Genomic DNA, 17,854 nt, shown 5'->3' with positions numbered 1-17,854 from the left:
AGTTGGTCCGGTTTTGGTCACGCCGGAAGGCCGCCGTGCAACGGAAGAATAGGCAACGAGAGTCGAAGGGGGACAGTGAAAGTCGAAAGTCCCATGTCGAAACTTTTCGACGCGCTTCGGGTGAAGCGTCGGTCTCCCTCGTGTCCGTGAAGTGTAGGCGGGTCGGCCGTCCGCGTGTGCTTCGAGTGCCTCTGTTGCCGATGGTCCGGTCCGGCGCGCGAAGATCGTTTGTCGGTCCGGGCTCGTACGATGAGGCCCATGACCAGCCACGGTTTCACCATCACAGCGGAAGGCCCGTACGACTTCGGCGCCACGTTGCGCTTCGTCGAGGACTGGCCGGTCACCGGCGGGCTGCCCTCCGACGGGCGGGCGCTGCGCTTCGCCTACTGCGCGGAGTCCGACTGGCTGCCGATCGGCGTGACCGTGACCGCCGCACCCGACGGGGTCGCCGTCGCCACGACGCGGGCCGCCGGGCCGCGCATCCGGGCCGAGGTGGCGCGCATCCTGTCCCTCGACGTGGACGGCTCCGGCTTCGCCGCGGCAGGCGAGGCCGACCCGGTGCTCGGCGACCTGCAACGGAAGAGTCCCGGCCTGCGCCCGCTCTGCTTCTGGAGCCCCTGGGAGGCGGCGTGCTGGGCGGTGATCGTGCAGCGGTCGTCGATGCTCGTCGCCGCCCGGATCAAACAGCGCATCGGGGAGCGATACGGTGCGAAGGTCATCGTGGACGGGGAACCCTACGCCGCCTTCCCTCCGCCCATGACGCTGCTGCGGGCCGGTGGTCTCGGCCTGCCCGCGCAGAAGGAGGAGTGGCTGCGCGGGCTGGCCCAGGCGGCGCTCGACGGCGTGCTCACCACCGAACACCTGCGCGCGCTCGACCCCCAGGAGGCGTTGGCGGAGCTCAGGGCGCTGCCCGGCGTGGGGCCGTTCTCCGCCGGCCTGATCCTGATCCGCGGCGCGGGCGCGCCGGACGCGTTCCCGGGCGACGAGCCGCGCCTGTTCGCGATCCTCCGCGAGGCGTACGGCCTGCCGGAGGACGCCTCGCCCGCCGTCTACCGGAAGGTGGCCGAGGCGTGGCGGCCCTACCGCTCCTGGGCCTCCTTCCTCTTCCGCGCCACCGGCTACGGAGCCGCCGACGAGGCCCGGACGGCGCGAGGCCGCTGAGCCCGCTGCGACGGGGGTAGCGCGCTGATCGGGCCGTCTCCGTGCCATGCCTGTCCGCGTCCGCACAGGCTTGACCCTCACGTTGCGGGAGGCTCGACGATCGGGGCATGAGCGAGTACATCAGTCCCGTTCCCATGCCCGCGCTCGACGCGACCGCCCCGGAGATCTACCGGGACTACTACGGCATGCCGATGTTCGTCACCATCCCCACCCGGGATCTCGCGGCGTCGACGGACTTCTGGACCCGCGGGCTCGGCTTCGTCGACCTGTTCACCGTGCCGGACCGCCTGGTCCATCTTCGCCGCTGGGCCTTCCAGGACGTCCTGCTCGTGCCCGCGGAACAGGTGAGCGAGGTCCCGGCGATGAGCGTCAGCTTCGCCTGCGTCCTCAGCCAGATCGACAAGATCGCCGCGGGGTGTGAGGAACTCGTGCCGGGATGCACCACCGGCCCGCGAGAGATGCCGTGGAACTCCATCGAGCTGACGGTGGTCACGCCCGAGAACGCCCGGGTCGTGATGACGGCCGCCCAGCCGCTCGACCCGCACAGTGCGCGGGCGGCCGGCCTGCGAGAGATCGGGATCGAGATCCCCGCCGAGTGACGACGCCGTACGCCGGTCTCAGACCGTGGGCCTCCGGCCCGATCGGCGATACTGGGCCGGTGACGAGCGCCCCCGAACGCGAACCGGCCGCCGCAGGGCCGGACGGCGCCGACGGCCTCACGGTCGGCCGGGCCGCCGCGCTCGTCGGCGTCAGCGTGAAGACGCTGCATCACTGGGACGCGATCGGCCTCGTGTGCCCGAGTGAGCGCACCTGGGCCGGATATCGGGTGTATTCGGGCGACGACGTCGCCCGGATCCACCGCGTCCTCGTCTACCGGGAGCTCGGGTTCCCGCTCGCCGAGATCGGCCGGATCCTCGACGACCCCCGGTTCGCCGCCCACAACGACGCGATGGAGCCGGGCCTGGCCGGCTGGCTGCGCGACACGATCTGGGCGAACGCCGAGGCGCACGGCGTCGACCCGGAGTCCGCCACCTGGCGGTAGCCCCTCGGGGCCGCTCCTCGCCGTCGCCGCGCGGGCGCCGCCGAGGGGCGCGAGGAGCGCCGTCGTGACGGCTGACCTGCGACGAAGATGAGGGTTCCGGAGGCCGCATCGTGTGCGGCGCTGTCACGCATCGGGACGCTGTCTTGTCTGAGCTGGTGTACGGCCGGATCGAGCCGGTCACCGTCTCGCGGAGGAAACCCGATGACCACCGATCACGCTCACATCCACTACCTGGAGAACCCCGTCAAGAGCGGCCCGCCACCGAAGATCGACGTCGTCGGGACCGTGCCGGAGGCCCCGCCCGCACCGGAGGGGGCCGAGGCGATGACGATCCTCGTCACGTTGCCGCCGAACAGCCCCGGCTCGCCGCCGCACCGGCACTCCGGACCCGCGTACGGGTACGTGATCAAAGGGGCCATCGACTTCGAGCTCGAAGGCGAGCCCGCGCGGGTCGTCCGGGCCGGTGAGACGTTCTGGGAGCCCGGCGGGGACGTGATCCACTACCAGGACGGCAACCACCTCGCCGACGAGGAGTCGGCGTTCGTCGTGACGATGTTCTGCGCACCCGGGCAGCCGATGCTGACCGTGGTCGGCCCGGAGGAACTGGAAGCCCGGAGAGACCGCCGGGCGCCGCGGTCATGACCAGGGTCTCGCTCGCCGCGCTCGCCCGTGATCTGCTCGCGCTCGCCCGTGCGGCGGACACCGGCCGCATCGCCACCACCGTGCACGGCGGCTACGACCGTTCGCTGCGGCAGACCCTCATGGCCCTGCGACAGGGCGAGCACGTCCACGAGCATCCCGGCGAGGTCACCGTCCACGTGCTGTACGGGCGGGTGCGGCTCGTCTCCGGGCGCGACTCGTGGGAAGGACGGCCCGGCGACCTGCTGGTCATGCCGGAACGCCGCCACCGCATGGAGGCCGTACAGGACTGCGCGTTCCTGTTCACCACGGCCCGGTGAGAGCGGGGGAGGGCGAGCCCAGGGAAAGGACGAGAGCGAAGAACGGCGAGAGCGAAGAAGGCGGGAACCGGCTCCGGTTCCCGCCTTCGGCCTGACCCGTTGACGGACCGTGTCACATTTCGTACGTTCCGCATAGGCCGCGCCCCGGGCGACCCGGACCGGAAGGGGTTGCAGTGACCGCCGAGCTGGATCCGAACGGGGCCGAGCCGACCCCCGAGCCCGTCATAGGGCCGGATATCGTGCCGGGACCGCTGGGTACGCCATCACCGGAGTTCGCCCGCAGACGCGAATGCGGGCCGCTGGATCCGGCGACCATGCCCAGTGGCGACCAGGTCCCGATGGCCGCCCGATATGAGGACGTGCGGGTCCTGCTCGCCTCACCCACGTCCAGCCGCAATCTGCGCCTGCCCGGACTGCCGCGCTTCGTGAGCGGCGTCGGCATCGACGACGACCCGGACGCGCTGATCAACCAGGATCCGCCGGAGCACACGCGCTATCGACGGATCATGCAGGGCACCTTCACACCGCGCCAGACCGAGCGGTGGCGTCCGCGCATCGCGGCGATCGCCGCCGAACTCCTCGACGGCCTGGGTGACCGCTTCGAGCTGGTCGAGGAGTACGCGCTGCGCCTGCCGGCCCATGTCATCTGCGAGATGCTCGGTGTCCCGGTGGACGACTACGAGCGGTTCGTCCAGTGGACGGACATGTTCCTGACCACCTCGACGGCCACCGAGCAGGCGCGTCATGAGGGCTACAGCGACTTCATGGCCTACGCCGCCGAGCTGGTCGCCCAGCATCGCCGCTCGCCCGGCGACGACCTCATCGACCTGCTCATCCAGGCCAGGGACGCCGACGACCGGCTGTCGGAGGGCGAGCTGGTCAACACGGTCTTCTCGCTGATCACGGCCGGTTATGAGACGACCGCCTCGATGATCGCCCGTGGCGTGTTCCGGCTGTGTCCTCCGGCCGGTCGCCCTGCACGTCACCTCGGCGGCGGGCGACTGACCCAGCCGGGCCCGTACGCGCCGTCCATGGGGGCCCGGGCCAGGCTGCGCCTTCGATTATCTCTATCGCCGGATCTCCGAGATTCTCCACGTGGGCGAAGACCACGCGCGGCAACTCGTGCGACGCGCCCGCGACCACCTCGCCGCCGGCCGCCGCAACCCGGTGAGCACCACCGGGCACCGGCGCCTCGTACGGACGTTCCTCTCCGCCGCGCAGACCGGCGACCTCGCCGAGCTGGAAGAACGGCCGGCCGCCGGGGTCGCCCGATAGCCGGGGCCCGCTACGCGGCGGGGTCGCCGGGCGGGAGGTCGTCTTCCATCGGGAGGTCGTCCTCCAGCACCTCGACCGCGGCGAGCAGACCCCGCAGGCCGATCTCCTCGCGTTCGGCGTCCGCAGGGTCGAACAGCCACTCGGCGACCGGCAGGTCGGCGGCGTCCTCGGGACGGCTGAGCTCGACCTGGACCACCTCCGCCTCGACCTCGAGTTCGAGCTCGTGCAGGAATCCGTCGTCGCTCGGAGCTGTCATCGTTCCTCTTTCCGTGTCGTGAGGGGCGGCCCGGCCGGGGCGGGACGCGATGGCCGCGCCGACCCGCACGCCGCGGGCCCGTGGCGGGGGGCCCGCGGTGGGAGCCCGCGGCGGGGCACTGCGCGGCGGTGCGAGGGGGGTGACGGTGGTCATCGCGTACGCGCCCGGGAATGAACGGCCTCGCCTGCCTACTTGCCGGTGGCGGCGTCGCCGAGCCAGTCGAGGTAGTGAATGGTGCCGAGGGAGGCGTCGCCGATCGGAACGAGGGAGTGCTCGCTCAGCTCGCTGCCGAAGTAACGCGCGTGCGGGTCGACGACGACCTCGCGCGGGTCGCCCCACGCGGTCAGCGCCTTCTGGAAGAACTCGTCCATCCGGAACCGCTCGGGCCCGGCGATCTCGACCCGGCCGTTCAGCGGCGACCCCATCGCGGCCCGGCCGACCGCCTCGGCGACGTCCTCACCCGCGATGGGCTGGAAGAGCACGGGCGCCATGTGCACCTTGCCGTCCACCGTGGCGTCGTCCGCGATGCCGCGGGCGAACTCGAAGAACTGGGTCGAGTGCACGAGCGAGAACGGGATGCCCGACTTCTCGATGAGCTGCTCCTGGGCGATCTTCGCCGCGAAGTAGCCGTTCTCCGGCATCCGCTCGGTGCCCACGATCGACACCGCGACGTGGTGACCCACGCCCGCGTCGGCCTCGGCCGCGAGCAGGTTGCCCGTGGAGGTCTCGAAGAACTTCAGCACCGCGGTCCGCTCGAACGACGGCGAGTTCGACACGTCGACCACCACGTGCGCACCCTCCAGCACCTCGGCCAGGCCCTCGCCGGTCAGGGTGTTGACGCCGGTGTTCGGTGAGGCCGCCACCGCCTCGTGGCCGTGCTCGCCCAGCTTCTTCACCAGCTTCGACCCGATCAGGCCGGTGCCGCCGATAACGACGATCTTCATCGTGCTCTCTTTCTGTCCGCCGGGCGGTCTCGTCGCCGCCCGGTCGCCAGCTAAGACCGGACAGCCTCCGGGGTTGTGACGGCGGAGGCGAAGTTCACATCGGCTCGTCACCGGCGAGGTGACTCATGTCACGCGAGCGGGACCTGACGGCCGCCGTCCAGATCGTGACCGCGACCAGCAGAACGCAGACCGTCGCGATCGCCGCGACCGTGCCGGCCACACCGATCCAGGGCGTCGCGAGCGGCAGTGACAGGACGACGAGGACGCACGCCACGACCGCGGCGGGGGACATGACGGGCTCTCGGACGACGAGCACGTGCACCGCCCACAGCAGGGCGAGACAGACCCCAACCGGGACGGCGACCGCGTAACCGAGCGCCGATGACGACACGTCGTGCCCGTTCCGCTCCACCGCCACCTCAAGCCCGGCGCCGAGGGCCGCCAGGGCCGCGAATATCCCATAGTGGCCATATCCCCACAGGTAGGACCTATGGCGGCGGTCGGTGAGACCGTCCCCGGCAGGCCCGAGGAAGTACAGCCACCACAGAGCGAAGAGCAGGATGAGACCGGCGATGGAGATCACGACGAAGGAGCCGCCGACGGCGTCCGCCTCCAGAGCCCGTCCGACCCCTCTGCTCGCGGCCAGCACGCTCTCCCCGAGCAGGATGATCGTGAACAGGCCGTACCGCTCGGCGATGTGGTGCGGATGCCAGTTGGTGGCCCCGGCCCGCTCCGCCCACCACGGCACGGCGAGCTCCAGGACGGCGAGGCAGACGAAGTACGGCAGGCCGGAGGACGAGGGCAGCACTTCCGTCTCCACAAGAACGAGCCGCGACAGCCAGCCCAGCTGCAGGACGGCGATGCCGGCGGCGTAGCGGAACGCCGTACGCCGCCTCGCCGGGTCTTCGAAACCGGCCCGCAGCCACTGGGCGACGAGCCCGATCCTCATCACGAGGTAGCCCAGGGTGATGACTCCGTACTCGGAGCGGCTCGCCGCGGCGGGCACCCCGGCGGCGAGGACCAGCACGCCGGCCATCTGCACCATGGTGAGCACCCGGTAGGCGACGTCGTCGGTGTCGTAGGACGAGGCGAACCACGTGAAGTTCATCCACGCCCACCAGATCGCGAAGAACACCTGGAGGAACGGCACCAGCCCGGCCAGGCCGCGGCCCTCGGCGATGTCGTGCGCGAACTGCGCGGTGACGGCCGCGACCGCGACCACGAAGGTGAGGTCGAACAGCAGCTCCAACTGACTTGAGACGCGATGCGGCTCGTCGATGGCACGGGCGCTCATCCGGACCCGGATCCGGATCCGGATCGTGGTGCCTGCTGGTGGCAAGGTCCTGCTCCTGTCGCTGGGCAACGTACGGTCGCCTCGAAGACAGGGCAGGGCGTTCGATCTGTGACAGAGACGGCGGGCGTCAGCGTGCGAGCCACTCCCGATAGGTGGTTTCGGCGATGACGGCGCCGTCCTTGGCGACGAGGGCGCGGCCCGGCGCGGCGGCGTACATGCCCGCGCCGTCGTCGGTGACGACCGTACGGCGGTCGCCACGGGCGGCGAGGGTGATCCTGCCCAGCTCGTCGAGCGCGAAGACCTCAGGGCCCGCGATGTCGCGGGTGCCGCGCAGCGGGACGCCCACGCTGATGTCGGCCACGGCCCGGGCGACGTCGTCGGCCGCCATGGGCTGCATGAGAGTGGCGGGCAGGCGGACGGTGTGCTCGTCGGAGGTCCAGGACAGCACCGTGTCGATGAACTCGAAGAACTGCGTGGAACGCACGATCGAGTAGGGCACCGGGCCCGCCTTGAGCAGGTCCTCCTGCAGCACCTTGGCCTGGTAGTAGACCAGGCTCGGCACCAGGTCGGCGCCCACGATCGACAGGATGACCGCATGCCCGACGCCGGCCGCCGCCGCCTCGGTCAGCAGGTGGTTCATCGTCGTCCGGAAGAAGGCGGGCGAGGCGTCGTCGAAGCGCTGCGGTTTCGTCAGGTTGACGACCACGTCGGCGCCGGCCAGCGCCTCGGGCAGGCCGCGGCCGGTGAGCAGGTCCACACCGGTGGACCTCGAATGGGGCACCGCCTCGTGCCCGCGCGCGTTCAGAATCCTGACCAACCGGGATCCGATGAGGCCGGTCCCCCCGATGACGGCGATCTTCATGCCCTGGCCTTCCTGCTCCTCGGACACGACGATATGCACCGGCGACCGTACGCCCGCCACCCGGGACCGGAAAGCGCCCTGGCCCCCGATCCCGGTGTCACGGCTGTTCGGTGAGTCCTACGCCGCCAGCAGCGTGGTGATCAGTGCGAACGCGGCGGACGCGGCGAGGACGACCACGAGCCCGGTCAGGAACCCGGACGTCCCCGATGCCTTCGTGCCGGGGGCGGACACGTCCACGACGACGGTCCCGGCGACGATGTCGTGCAGGCAGCGCCGCCGGGGATCACCGAAGATCCACAGGGCGTCGACGAGGTAGAGAACCGATCCGAGATATGGAACCGCCGAGCCGAGGAGAGGGTGGACCAGCGTCCGGATCCCGATCTGGCGGCGGGCGGGCATCGCTCCCGTCGCGGCTGACACCACCTTCAGGCGATACAGCCGCTTACCGAGCGTCTGGCCCCACAGTGCGTGTTGCACCCAGAAGTAGGCGGCGCCCACGACGGTTATCGCGACCTGCAGCGGCCAGTCGGCGTCCGCGTACGGGTTGAGCAGCGTCGTGAGATAACCCGGCTCGTCGGTCCGGGGCTGGGCGGGCGGCTTCAGCATCAGCCCGATCAGAGCGTTGGCCACGAGAAGGATCAGGTTGTCGACCAGGAAAGCGGCGAAACGGTGGCGCCGTGCGGCGGTGGTCCATGTCGCCGCCTGGGGGGTGGTTGTCATGCCCGCAAGTGTGGCCCCCGCGGTCCGGTTGTGAGGAATGCCGGATTTGATGCCCTTGTGGAAGGCGAGCTGCCGCGCCTGCCCCACGGACTCCTGCTTCGCCGACTCGGCCTGCACCTGCGCGACGACGCCGTCGTCCACGTGGTCGAGCATGTCCCGCGCCGCCGCCCAGGGCCTGCGTGTGCGCGGCCTGACGAAACTCCAGCGCCCGTGTCGACGGACTACTCGTGCATCTCGCATCATGAGATGCCTTTGACCTATTTATTCCCTACCTGAAATAAAGGGTAATATGTCCAGTGTTGCCCTAACGTCCCGGCGCGCGATCGACTTCATGTACGTGGACGCCAGCCTCTGTAGGTGAACGCGGACCGCCTCGCGGGCGGTTGCGCCGGAGGCGTTCTCCGATCCTTCGCCCTTGATCAAGGGGTTCTCTGTCCCGTCCCGGTGGCCGCATGTGGTCGGCCTCGTCTAGTCGCTTTCCTCCCACTGTTAGGGGCTTGTCATCGCCATGTGGAAATCTCGATTGCACCGGTCCGATCGGCGATCTCGGCGGAGCGCGCACGTCGCGGTCCTCGCTGCGGTTGTGTCGCTCGCGGTCCTCACCGCCGCCTGCGGTTCGTCATCCTCGACCGCCGGCGGATCCCCGTCCTCGGGCGGGACCGGTGCGGTGCTCAAGCTGCAGGACCCCGGCAACGCCGGCCCGCTCGCCTACGCCAAACGCGAGGGCATCCTGGAAAAGCGGCTCAAGGCCGTCGGCGCCTCGGTGGAGTGGGGCGGTTCCTACGCCTCCTTCACCGCGACCATCGATGCGGTGCATTCGGGATCGGTGAACGTTATCCAGGGTGCCATCTCGCCCGCGGTCGGCTATCTCGCGAACAGTCCCGACATCAAGATCTTCTCCGTTACCGACCCGGTCACTGACCCGGCCGCGCCGGACACCGACGGGCTGGTCGTACGGCCCGACAGCCCGATCAAGTCGGTCAAGGACCTGGTCGGCAAGCAGGTGGCGGTGAACAAGGGCGGCAAGGGGGAGTACCTGCTCCTGCTCGCCCTGGAGAAGGCCGGAGTCCCGGTCGACCAGGTCAAGCGCGTATACCTCAACCCCGACCAGGGCGCCGCGGCCTTCGCGACCGGCAAGGTGGACGCCTGGTGGGCGATCGTCAAGGCCTACCCGGAGGCGGTGAACAAGGGCGCCCGGGTGATCGTGCATGGCCGGGAGCTCGATGACAAGGACCTGACCATCCTCGCCGCGCGCAACGAACTGCTCGAACAGCATCCCGAGGCGGTCCGCGTCTATCTCGAGGTGGTGCAGGAGCTGACAGAGGAGGCCAAGAAGACACCGGAGAAGTTCGAGAACGTGTTTCTCACGCAGGGCCCGACGGCTGTGAGCGGCGCGCGGCTGGCGCTGGACATCGAAACGGCCAAGCACGCCAACATCCCTCGCTACGTCACCCAGGACGACGGCGCCAACATCCAGCAGGTGGCCGATCTGTTCCGGAAGTACGGAGTGGTGCCCGGGCCTGTCGATCCGGCGAACGTGCTCTTCGATCTGAAGGCGGCAACCGGAGCTTCGTCGCCCGCCTCGGCCGGGTGACCTGCCATGACCGTGGAGAGAGTGCACACATCAAGTGACGTGGGCGTGCGGTCGGGCCCCGGCGTCCTGCCTGCCGCCGAGGTCTCCGATCTGGAGGCTCCGCAGTATCTCGGTGTCAGACGTCGCCCACCGGCGTTGTCGGGCGGCCTGCGGATCGGCGTACCGCTGCTGCTGCTCGTCTGCTGGTGGTACGGGTCGAGCAGCGGACGCATCCCGCCGGACGTGCTGGCCGCGCCGTCTTCCGTCTTCGACGCCCTACGCGAGCTGATCGCGACCGGCCAACTCGTCGACTATCTGCTCGCCTCGGCGCAGAGGGCAGGGCTCGGCGTGCTCGTCGGCGGCGGGATCGGGCTGGTGCTCGGAGTCGCCGCCGGCATCTCGGCACTGGGTGAGGAGCTGGTCGACCCGACCATGCAGATGATGCGGGCGGTGCCTTTCCTCGCACTGGTCCCGCTGTTCATCTCGTGGTTCGGTGTCGGCGAGACGTTCAAGATCGTGCTGATTGCGGTGTCGGCGGCGGTCCCTATGTACGCCTACACCTACCTCGGGGTCAGGAACGTCGACCGCAAGGTGGTCGAGGCGGCGCGCGGTTTCGGCCTGGGCGGTCACAGGCTGGCCATCGAAGTCATCATCCCGAGCGCGCTGCCCAACATCCTGATGGCGCTGCGCATCTGCCTGTCGGTCTCGCTCACCGGCCTGATCGCCGCCGAACAGATTGGTGCCATCGAGGGCATCGGTTATCTGGTCACTCTCGCCCAGCAGTACTTCCGTCCCGACTACATGGTGCTCTGCATCCTCATTTACGCCGTTCTCGGACTGGTCTTCGACGGCGTGATCCGGTTGCTCGAGCGCCTGGCCATGCCCTGGCGCCGGCACCTGGTCGCCCGATGAGCGCACGCGGGAGGACTCGATGACCGAGACGACGATCGGCGAAGAAGACGCCGCCACCGACGGCCTGGCCGTACGGATCAGCGGGCTACGCAAGGCATTCGGAGCCAAAACCGTACTGTCCGGAATCGATCTGGAGATTCGCAGGGGTGAGTTCTTCGCCCTCCTCGGCCCGAGCGGTACCGGGAAGACCACCCTGCTGCGCATCCTGGCGGGCCTGGAGCTCCCCGACGCCGGTACCGTGCTGGCGGCGCGCCGCCGTACGACCGTCTATCAGGAGCCGCGGCTGATCCCGGCCAGGCGGGTGCTGGCCAACGTCATCCTCGGTCTCCCGGCCGCCGCGCGGGAGGCGGGGCGCCGAGCATTGGCCGAGGTCGGGCTGGAGGGATACGGGCGGGCGTGGCCCGCGACCCTCTCCGGAGGAGAGGCGCAGCGGGTGGCCCTCGCCAGGGCCCTCGTGCGCGATCCCGAGGTGTTGCTGCTCGATGAGCCGTTCGCCGCGCTGGACGCGCTGACCCGCCTCCAGATGCAGGAACTGGTCGCGGAGCTCTGCGCGCGGCACCGTCCGGCGGTCGTCCTCGTCACGCACGACGTGGACGAGGCCGTACGGCTGGCGGACCGGGTCGTGGTGCTGCGAGAAGGGACGCTGGCCGTCGACCAGAGGATCGACCTGCCCCATCCCCGGGACCGCAACAGCGCCCCGTTCGCCGACTACCGACGGCTCTTCCTGAGCCACCTGGGTGTGGTTCCGGCCTCGCATTAGCTCACCCGCCCACCACCCGTCTGGGTGCGTCGGCCCCAATACGAGGCGGACGCAGACACACGTAGGAGTCACATGTCTTCCCTTGACAAGATCTGGTACACCCGGTGCCCCGTTCCCACCGCCAGCGGCCTCGCCCACAACCAGGGCTGGTTGAAAGAGGAGTTCCAGGTGGCGGGCCTGGACATCGGCATCCTTCAGGATGCGGGGCCTGAACTGGCCAAGCATCATTTCGATCATCAGCTTCTCGGGCTGTTCAGGGAGGGCGGCAACGTCCCCGCGCTGGCCGCCCGCTCGGCCGGTGCCCCGACCCGGCTGATCGGCCTGACCTGGATCGAGGAGTGGCAGTCCATCCTCGTCAGGGCCGACTCGGGCATCACCGGCGCCGCGGACCTGGCCGGTGCCCGGGTCGCCCTGCCCGCATGGGCTGAGACCCGGGCGAAGAGCTTCCCCCGGGCCATGGCTCTGCATGGAATCAAGGGCGCGTTGTCCCAGGGCGGACTGACCCTCGACGACGTCATCTTCGTCGAGGTGGCCGCCCAGTCCAGCCCGTCGGTCGGTCGGGACGCCGGTGACCGGGCGTTCTCCTGGCCGGGTATCGCCGAGTTGGCGCGAGGCGAGGTGGACGCGGTGTACGCCAAGGGGGCGCGGGCCGCCGAGCAGGCCAAGGAGATCGGTGCCGTGGTCGCCGTCGACCTCGACGCGCATCCCGACCGCCGTACCAGGGTCAACAACGGCACCCCGAGGCCGATCACGGTGCACGAGCGGCTCCTGGACGAGCATCCCGATCTGGTCGTCGGATTCCTCGCCCAGACGCTGCGCGCCGCCGACTGGGCGCCGGGCAATCTGGGCCGGGTGCGCGAGATCCTGGCGGGCGAGACGCGGTCTGGAACGGATGCCGTGACCACCGCCTACCGAGGCGACTTCCACCACTCGCTCCACCCGGACCTCTCGCCCGAGCGGTTGGAACTCCTGCGGATTCAGAAGGACTTCCTGCTGATCCACGGATTCCTCGACGCCGACGTGGACATCGACGCATGGGCGGCACCTGAGCCGCTCGAACTCGCCCGCAAGCGGCTCGACGCGCAGGCCGGGCGGAACGGCCTGCCGGGCGTGACGCAGACCGCCGAGGTGGTGGCGCGATGACGGACAGTCCGGACTTCCTGATCACAGTGCCGACCCGGGGAGACGGGCGTGACCCGCTGCGACGGGACCGGGGGGACTGGCAACCCGCCGCGCGGCGCCCGCTGCCCGCGTTCGTCACCGATCTACGGCCGGGCGCCTTCGGGCCGTTCGAACACCTCGCTCAGATTGGCAGGGCAGCGGAGATAGCCGGCCTCGGCGGGGCACTCGTGCCCTTCGACCCCGCCGGCGAGGAGTCCCTGGTCGTGGCCGCCGGCCTGCTGAGACAGAGCCGGCACCTTCGGGTCGTGGCCGGTTTTCATCCAGGGATCGCCACGCCCGTCTACGCGGCCAAGTTCTCAGCGTCCCTCCAGCGGTTCACCGACAACCGGCTCGGCTGGCAGATCGACATCGATCTCGACCCGGCCGTCGCCCGGTCGCAGGGGGACTTCCTGCAGGGGGCGGACCGGTACGCCCGGGCAGAGGAGTTTCTCACCGTGGCCAGAGGCGTGTGGAACGGGGAGGGCTACACCTACGAAGGCCGTTTCTACCAGGTGCTCGCGGGCGGATTCCAGCCGCCCAACTCGGGCCTGCCGTTCCCCCGCGTATACCTGACCGGCACCTCATCAGACGCGCTCGCAGTCTCGGCGCGGCATGCCGACGTGCACCTGTTCACCGGAGATCAGGACGTGGCGGCAGGCATCGCCGAGCTGGGTGCGCGGTCGGCGGAGGCAGGCCGCAAGCTCGAGTACGGTCTGCGGCTCCCCGTCCTGGCACGAGACGACGACGATGAGGCGTGGGACGAGGCACGGCGGCTGTGGAACATCATCGGCGGCGCAGAGGACGGCCTACCGGATCCCGACCCGCGGACCGGTCTGTGGCATGGATTCGCCCGCATCGCCGATTCCGCCACGCCCGGCCTGGTCGGTTCATACGAGACCGTCGCAGCCGGCATCCGCGGCTACCTCGACCAGGGGGTGACCACGTTCGTCCTGGAGGCACGGCCCCACATCGAGGAGACCTACCGGCTGGGCGAGCGGTTGCTGCCGCTGTTCGCTAAGGAGATCGAGCATGCCCATTGACATCTACTGGCGGATCGGGACTCACGGTGATCAGCCGTCGCTGCGGCGCCGGGTGTCCAGCCGGGGGGAGTGGGCGCCGGTGGTACCCGGCAGCCTGACCCCAGGGATCCGGGACGGCCGCCGCGACGGTTACTCGTACGTCGATCACATGGCCGACGTCGCCAGAGCCTCGGAGAGCTCTGGGTTCGTCGGCGGCCTGTTGCCGTCGTTCCCGTTTACTGACGACCCGTGGGCCACGGCCGCGGCACTGGCCCGCGAGACCACGACGTACCGTTTCATGATCGCCTATCAGCCGGGTTTCCTCCACCCGGTGCAGGCGGCCCGGATGTCGGCGAGCCTGCAGCGGGCGACCGGCGGACGAGTCGTCTACAACATCATCTCTGGTGGTGGCGGCCCTGCCCAGCTCTGGTGGGGGGACCGGGTCGACCACGACGATCGGTATGCCCGGACGTCGGAGTTCCTCGATGTGCTCAAGGGCGTGTGGAACGGTGGTCCGTTCGACTACGAGGGCCGGTTCTACCGGGTCGAGGGGGCGGGGCTGCCCGAGCCGCTCGCTCGGCAACCCTTCCCGGAGATCTACTTCTCCGGCTCGTCCAAGGCCGCCATCGAGGCGGCGGGCCGCCACGCCGACTACTACCTGTCGTGGCTGGAACCCTTCCCCGAGTTGGCGGCCAAGTTCGCCCAGGTCCGCGAGCACAGCGCCGCGCTCGGACGGGCTCCCAAGTTCGCCGTCCGCATCGACGTGCTCGCCCGTGAGACAGAGGAGGCGGCATGGGACGAGATCAGGCGCGGCTGGGCGCATGTCGACCCGGCGGCGCTACGCAGCGCGGACGGTGACTCCGTCGGCTGGCTGCGCAGCCAGTCGTTCATCTCCTGGCCGGTTCGCGATTACCGGGAGCTGGAGGTGTCGCCGAACGTCTGGGGCGGCTTCCACCTGCTCCGCGGCGGTCCCGCCTTCGGGCTCGTGGGGAGCTATGAACAGGTCGCCGAACGGCTCGACGAGCTGATCGGAATCGGCGTCGACGCCTTCATCCTCGCCGGCGTCCCCCACCTGGAGGAGGCCTACCGCGTCGGCGAGGAAGTACTTCCTCTGCTGCGTGGCCACGACATCCGCCAGACCTCCCCGCTGCACCCGCACACCCTGTCTATCGCGAAAGGAACCATCTGATGAGCGTCCGTGTCGGCTACTTCCCCAACAACAACTCACTGTGGGTACTGCGCCACCAGGGCATCCTGGAGCGCTCCCTGCCTGATGTCGAATGGGTGGATTTGCGCAGCCTCCCGCAGGGCGAGCGCCCCGATGCCACCAAGGCACTCCCCACTGTGCACGGCGACCACCTCTTCGACGGTGGGTACGACTTCATCGGCACCGGTTCCACGCCGCCGGTCACCGCGCAGGGCAAGGGACACGACATCGTGTACGTGGCGATCTCCGGGCCCCGTCACGAGAACGGCCGGCTGGTCGTGCACGAGGATTCGCCGATCAAATCCCTGGAGGACCTGAAGGGCAAGCGGGTCGCGCTCGGCCACGGCTCGTGGCAGACCACACTTCTGCTGTTCGCACTCGACCGGGCCGGGCTGACGTGGAAGGACATCGAGCCGGTCGACGCCTACACCGACGCCGCCCAGCTGTTCCTGGACCGTGAGGTGGACGCGTGGGTCGGCTCGTACCCTGCCCTCACCCGCGTCGAGCAGGAGGCCGCCATCCGAGAACTCGTCGCTACCGACGGATTGTTCAGCCACCGATCGCTCTGGTTCACCCGGCGCGACTTCGCCGAAGGGCACCGCGAGGAGCTCGCCGCCATCGTCGGCGCGCTTCAGGAGTCCGACGCGTGGATCCAGCAGAACTATCGTGCCGCGGCCGAACTGTTCGCCGCCGACGACGGTGGGAGCGTCGACGCCTGGGAGCACGCCCTGCGCACCCGCCCGTTCGGGCTGCAGCCCGTCACCGACGACTTCGTCGCGGAACAGCAGCGCGCGGCGGACCTCTTCCACGCCAGCGGCCTGATCGATCGGAAGATCACTGTGGCGGAGGCCGTACTGCCCGATATCGCACGGCTCGTGGAGGCCTCCCAGGCCAGGTGACGAGACCAGAAGTGCCGCAGGGCCGGACCCGGCCTCCGGGTTCGGCCCTGTGCTGTGTGATCAATGACGATCACCAGGGGACCCTCGGGGCTGATCACGCGCGGCTGCCAGACGGTGATCTTCCACGTCATGCATCGGCGCCGGCACCGCAGCATGACCTTCGCAACCGCGTACCTCCCGTGACTGGCGACAAGCGGCGGCTCTCGGCGGCGTTCGGCTGCGCGCGCCAGCATGGCACGATCAAGCCCAGAACAGGGCGCAACTGGGCTGGATGGGAGAGCGCGCCCTGAGGTGTTGTGCTTCAGGACATAAGAAACGGGTGTCTCAAGACATAGGAAACCCGGTAGGCGCATGTCTCCGGAGATAGGAAACACAGGCGGTTAGAGCCTGCGGGCGGTCGAGAGTCAGCCCGTGTCGAAGGCCAGACTCATCATCACGGCGGTCGTCGTCGAGGGCCGCTCACAGGCGGACGTCGCCCGCTCCTACGGCGTCTCCAAAGGCTGGGTGTCCAAGCTGGTCGCCCGCTACCGGGAGCAGGGCGAGACGGCGTTCGAGCCCCGATCCCGACGACCCACGACCTCACCGACCGCGATCGACGCCGAGATCGTCGATCTCATCATCCGCCTGCGTAAACAGCTGTCCGGCCAGGGCCTGGACGCCGGGCCGGACACCATCGCCTGGCACCTGCAGCAGCATCACCAGGTCATCGTGTCCCGGGCCACGATCAGCCGCTATCTGAACCGCGCCGGGCTGGTCACCCCCGAGCCGGGCAAACGACCACGATTCTCCTACATCCGTTTCCAAGCCGAGCAGCCGAACGAGACCTGGCAGGCCGACTTCACCCACTACCGCCTCGCCGACGGCACCGACGCCGAGATTCTCACCTGGCTGGACGACCACTCCCTACGCCCTGTCGGTGACCGCCCACCCTCGCGTCACCGGCCCGATCGTGCGCGACACCTTCCGCCTTGCCTGTGCCGCTCACGGCGTGCCCGCCTCCACCCTGACCGACATTCAAAGTAGGTGGTGCCCTTCCGGTGCTCGCCTCGTCCGGCCGGCGGCCGCAACGCCTTCGAAAGCGAACTACGCCGCCTGCACGTCACCCAGAAGAACTCCACCCCCAACCACCCCACCACCTGCGGAAAAGTCGAACGCTTCCAGCAGACCATGAAAAAATGGCTGCGCGCCCAGCCCGATCAGCCCACCACGATCACCGGCTTACAAACCCTCATCGACCGCGGTGGGGTCACCATGAGTCCCCGCGGCTCCCCGCTGCGTGCCAACCGAACGGGCACACATCGGGCACGCCAGCGTGTGCCTGCCGCTGGTGAGATCGCCAGCGTAGACTCAGAGCATGAGCGCCGGGCATGCGCATGAGGAGCTTCATCACCTGGTTGACCGGCTGTCGCCAGACCAGGCGGGTCGGCTGCTGCGGCTGGTCAAGACGGACCCGGAACTCGCTGAGGCCGCGAGCGAAGGTCCATCGGAACCGGTACGGCGTCGCCGCCTGTCGATCGCGGGGATCGGCGCATCCGGAGAGGGCGATCTGTCAGAACGGGTCGAAGATTTGCTGGCAGAGCGATTCAATCGGTCGGTGTGACCGCTACGCTCCTGGACACAGGTCCGCTGATCGCCGTTGTCGATCGCGATGACATGCACCATGCCTCGTGCGTGCGTCTCCTTGAGCAGTTGGAAGGGCCGTTGCTCCTTCTGAACCACTCCGACTTTCGTGGAGGCCCTGAAGCCAGCATCATCTGCTGGCGGAAGGGAGAATCACGTCACGATGCCAGCCCCGAGGAAGTATCCCCAA

General features: G+C 69.4%; 21 protein-coding genes and 2 pseudogenes. 17 read left to right on the top strand and 6 right to left on the bottom strand.

What is annotated here, in order from left to right; genetic code table 11:
- The first annotated feature begins 258 nt into the window (after positions 1–258).
- From FLV34_RS34715 to FLV34_RS34695, 5 genes are all read left to right on the top strand, one after another.
- Entirely contained in the window at positions 259–1,161 is a 903-nt protein-coding gene (locus FLV34_RS34715; protein ID WP_142648683.1) for a DNA-3-methyladenine glycosylase, read from the top strand.
- 107 nt (positions 1,162–1,268) lie between these two features.
- Positions 1,269–1,760, top strand: coding sequence for a VOC family protein (locus FLV34_RS34710; RefSeq protein ID WP_147945117.1), 492 nt, complete (start codon positions 1,269–1,271; stop codon positions 1,758–1,760).
- Positions 1,761–1,819: 59 nt separating this feature from the next.
- On the top strand, positions 1,820–2,203 hold the full coding sequence (locus tag FLV34_RS34705) for a MerR family transcriptional regulator (RefSeq protein WP_147945116.1): 384 nt from the start codon (positions 1,820–1,822) through the stop codon (positions 2,201–2,203).
- Positions 2,204–2,404: 201 nt separating this feature from the next.
- Entirely contained in the window at positions 2,405–2,845 is a 441-nt protein-coding gene (locus FLV34_RS34700; RefSeq protein WP_142648687.1) for a cupin domain-containing protein, read from the top strand.
- Positions 2,842–3,162, top strand: coding sequence for a LuxR family transcriptional regulator (locus FLV34_RS34695; RefSeq protein ID WP_147945115.1), 321 nt, complete (start codon positions 2,842–2,844; stop codon positions 3,160–3,162). The genes FLV34_RS34700 and FLV34_RS34695 overlap by 4 nt, the downstream gene beginning before the upstream one ends.
- A 377-nt stretch (positions 3,163–3,539) precedes the next feature.
- Here the strand turns inward: FLV34_RS34695 and FLV34_RS42885 are convergent, their stop codons facing one another.
- Positions 3,540–3,959: a hypothetical protein gene (locus tag FLV34_RS42885; RefSeq protein ID WP_261986012.1), complete on the bottom strand. Its 420-nt coding sequence runs from the start codon at positions 3,957–3,959 to the stop codon at positions 3,540–3,542.
- Between FLV34_RS42885 and FLV34_RS42880 the strand changes: the two are divergent.
- Positions 3,867–4,055 (top strand): annotated as a pseudogene (locus FLV34_RS42880) (cytochrome P450); the annotation flags it as partial. The gene FLV34_RS42885 and the pseudogene FLV34_RS42880 overlap by 93 nt on opposite strands.
- Positions 4,056–4,257: 202 nt before the next feature.
- A complete protein-coding gene (locus FLV34_RS34685; RefSeq protein ID WP_185948993.1) occupies positions 4,258–4,437 on the top strand; it encodes a hypothetical protein in 180 nt (59 codons plus the stop codon).
- Positions 4,438–4,447: 10 nt separating this feature from the next.
- On the opposite strand, the gene FLV34_RS40905 is transcribed toward FLV34_RS34685, so the two are convergent.
- From FLV34_RS40905 to FLV34_RS34665, 5 genes are all read right to left on the bottom strand, one after another.
- Entirely contained in the window at positions 4,448–4,693 is a 246-nt protein-coding gene (locus FLV34_RS40905; protein ID WP_168066039.1) for a hypothetical protein, read from the bottom strand.
- Positions 4,694–4,881: 188 nt separating this feature from the next.
- A complete protein-coding gene (locus FLV34_RS34680; RefSeq protein ID WP_147945114.1) occupies positions 4,882–5,637 on the bottom strand; it encodes an SDR family oxidoreductase in 756 nt (251 codons plus the stop codon).
- A 94-nt stretch (positions 5,638–5,731) separates the two neighbouring features.
- On the bottom strand, positions 5,732–6,931 hold the full coding sequence (locus tag FLV34_RS34675) for a low temperature requirement protein A (protein ID WP_147945113.1): 1,200 nt from the start codon (positions 6,929–6,931) through the stop codon (positions 5,732–5,734).
- A gap of 127 nt (positions 6,932–7,058) precedes the next feature.
- Positions 7,059–7,820, bottom strand: a complete 762-nt coding sequence (locus FLV34_RS34670; protein WP_260617328.1) for an SDR family oxidoreductase — start codon at positions 7,818–7,820, stop codon at positions 7,059–7,061.
- Positions 7,821–7,910: 90 nt separating this feature from the next.
- Complete coding sequence (locus FLV34_RS34665) at positions 7,911–8,666, bottom strand: RDD family protein (RefSeq protein ID WP_142648694.1); 756 nt, start codon at positions 8,664–8,666, stop codon at positions 7,911–7,913.
- A gap of 514 nt (positions 8,667–9,180) precedes the next feature.
- On the opposite strand from FLV34_RS34665, the gene FLV34_RS34660 reads away from it, so the two are divergent.
- The 10 genes and pseudogenes from FLV34_RS34660 to FLV34_RS41945 form a co-directional block, all read left to right on the top strand.
- Positions 9,181–10,107 carry an ABC transporter substrate-binding protein gene (locus FLV34_RS34660; RefSeq protein ID WP_260617329.1) on the top strand — a complete coding sequence of 309 codons (927 nt, stop codon included), beginning with the start codon at positions 9,181–9,183 and terminating at the stop codon, positions 10,105–10,107.
- Between the two features lie 6 nt (positions 10,108–10,113).
- A complete protein-coding gene (locus FLV34_RS34655; protein ID WP_147945112.1) occupies positions 10,114–10,998 on the top strand; it encodes an ABC transporter permease in 885 nt (294 codons plus the stop codon).
- Positions 10,999–11,017: 19 nt separating this feature from the next.
- Positions 11,018–11,758, top strand: a complete 741-nt coding sequence (locus FLV34_RS34650; RefSeq protein ID WP_142648699.1) for an ABC transporter ATP-binding protein — start codon at positions 11,018–11,020, stop codon at positions 11,756–11,758.
- Positions 11,759–11,830: 72 nt separating this feature from the next.
- Entirely contained in the window at positions 11,831–12,901 is a 1,071-nt protein-coding gene (locus tag FLV34_RS34645) for an ABC transporter substrate-binding protein (RefSeq protein WP_147945111.1), read from the top strand.
- Positions 12,898–13,959, top strand: a complete 1,062-nt coding sequence (locus FLV34_RS34640) for an LLM class flavin-dependent oxidoreductase (protein ID WP_147945110.1) — start codon at positions 12,898–12,900, stop codon at positions 13,957–13,959. The genes FLV34_RS34645 and FLV34_RS34640 overlap by 4 nt, the downstream gene beginning before the upstream one ends.
- Positions 13,949–15,127 carry an LLM class flavin-dependent oxidoreductase gene (locus tag FLV34_RS34635; protein WP_142648702.1) on the top strand — a complete coding sequence of 393 codons (1,179 nt, stop codon included), beginning with the start codon at positions 13,949–13,951 and terminating at the stop codon, positions 15,125–15,127. Before FLV34_RS34640 ends, FLV34_RS34635 begins: the two co-directional genes overlap by 11 nt.
- Positions 15,127–16,044 carry an ABC transporter substrate-binding protein gene (locus tag FLV34_RS34630; RefSeq protein ID WP_142648703.1) on the top strand — a complete coding sequence of 306 codons (918 nt, stop codon included), beginning with the start codon at positions 15,127–15,129 and terminating at the stop codon, positions 16,042–16,044. Before FLV34_RS34635 ends, FLV34_RS34630 begins: the two co-directional genes overlap by 1 nt.
- A 411-nt stretch (positions 16,045–16,455) precedes the next feature.
- On the top strand, positions 16,456–17,067 hold the full coding sequence (locus tag FLV34_RS34625; RefSeq protein WP_187280808.1) for a helix-turn-helix domain-containing protein: 612 nt from the start codon (positions 16,456–16,458) through the stop codon (positions 17,065–17,067).
- A 331-nt stretch (positions 17,068–17,398) separates the two neighbouring features.
- Positions 17,399–17,644, top strand: a complete 246-nt coding sequence (locus FLV34_RS34620; RefSeq protein ID WP_142652755.1) for a hypothetical protein — start codon at positions 17,399–17,401, stop codon at positions 17,642–17,644.
- Positions 17,641–17,854 (top strand): annotated as a pseudogene (locus FLV34_RS41945) (hypothetical protein); the annotation flags it as partial. The gene FLV34_RS34620 and the pseudogene FLV34_RS41945, both read left to right, overlap by 4 nt.

The sequence above is a fragment of the Microbispora sp. CSR-4 genome (assembly GCF_008033685.1).
In the GTDB taxonomy this organism is placed as follows: domain Bacteria; phylum Actinomycetota; class Actinomycetes; order Streptosporangiales; family Streptosporangiaceae; genus Microbispora.
This window is presented reverse-complemented; position numbering and strand designations above follow the sequence as displayed.

Excerpts from the sequence above, each read along its gene's own strand:
- FLV34_RS34635 (WP_142648702.1), top strand. The coding sequence starts at position 13,949 with ATGCCCATTGACATCTACTGGCGGATCGGGACTCACGGTGATCAGCCG.
- FLV34_RS34620 (WP_142652755.1), top strand. The coding sequence starts at position 17,399 with ATGAGCGCCGGGCATGCGCATGAGGAGCTTCATCACCTGGTTGACCGG.
- FLV34_RS42885 (WP_261986012.1), bottom strand. The coding sequence starts at position 3,959 with ATGCTGGGCGACCAGCTCGGCGGCGTAGGCCATGAAGTCGCTGTAGCC.
- FLV34_RS34650 (WP_142648699.1), top strand. The coding sequence starts at position 11,018 with ATGACCGAGACGACGATCGGCGAAGAAGACGCCGCCACCGACGGCCTG.
- FLV34_RS34695 (WP_147945115.1), top strand. The coding sequence starts at position 2,842 with ATGACCAGGGTCTCGCTCGCCGCGCTCGCCCGTGATCTGCTCGCGCTC.
- FLV34_RS34675 (WP_147945113.1), bottom strand. The coding sequence starts at position 6,931 with ATGAGCGCCCGTGCCATCGACGAGCCGCATCGCGTCTCAAGTCAGTTG.
- FLV34_RS34645 (WP_147945111.1), top strand. The coding sequence starts at position 11,831 with ATGTCTTCCCTTGACAAGATCTGGTACACCCGGTGCCCCGTTCCCACC.
- FLV34_RS34655 (WP_147945112.1), top strand. The coding sequence starts at position 10,114 with ATGACCGTGGAGAGAGTGCACACATCAAGTGACGTGGGCGTGCGGTCG.
- FLV34_RS34715 (WP_142648683.1), top strand. The coding sequence starts at position 259 with ATGACCAGCCACGGTTTCACCATCACAGCGGAAGGCCCGTACGACTTC.
- FLV34_RS40905 (WP_168066039.1), bottom strand. The coding sequence starts at position 4,693 with ATGACAGCTCCGAGCGACGACGGATTCCTGCACGAGCTCGAACTCGAG.
- FLV34_RS34665 (WP_142648694.1), bottom strand. The coding sequence starts at position 8,666 with ATGCTCGACCACGTGGACGACGGCGTCGTCGCGCAGGTGCAGGCCGAG.
- FLV34_RS34700 (WP_142648687.1), top strand. The coding sequence starts at position 2,405 with ATGACCACCGATCACGCTCACATCCACTACCTGGAGAACCCCGTCAAG.
- FLV34_RS34710 (WP_147945117.1), top strand. The coding sequence starts at position 1,269 with ATGAGCGAGTACATCAGTCCCGTTCCCATGCCCGCGCTCGACGCGACC.
- FLV34_RS34640 (WP_147945110.1), top strand. The coding sequence starts at position 12,898 with ATGACGGACAGTCCGGACTTCCTGATCACAGTGCCGACCCGGGGAGAC.
- FLV34_RS34680 (WP_147945114.1), bottom strand. The coding sequence starts at position 5,637 with ATGAAGATCGTCGTTATCGGCGGCACCGGCCTGATCGGGTCGAAGCTG.
- FLV34_RS34630 (WP_142648703.1), top strand. The coding sequence starts at position 15,127 with ATGAGCGTCCGTGTCGGCTACTTCCCCAACAACAACTCACTGTGGGTA.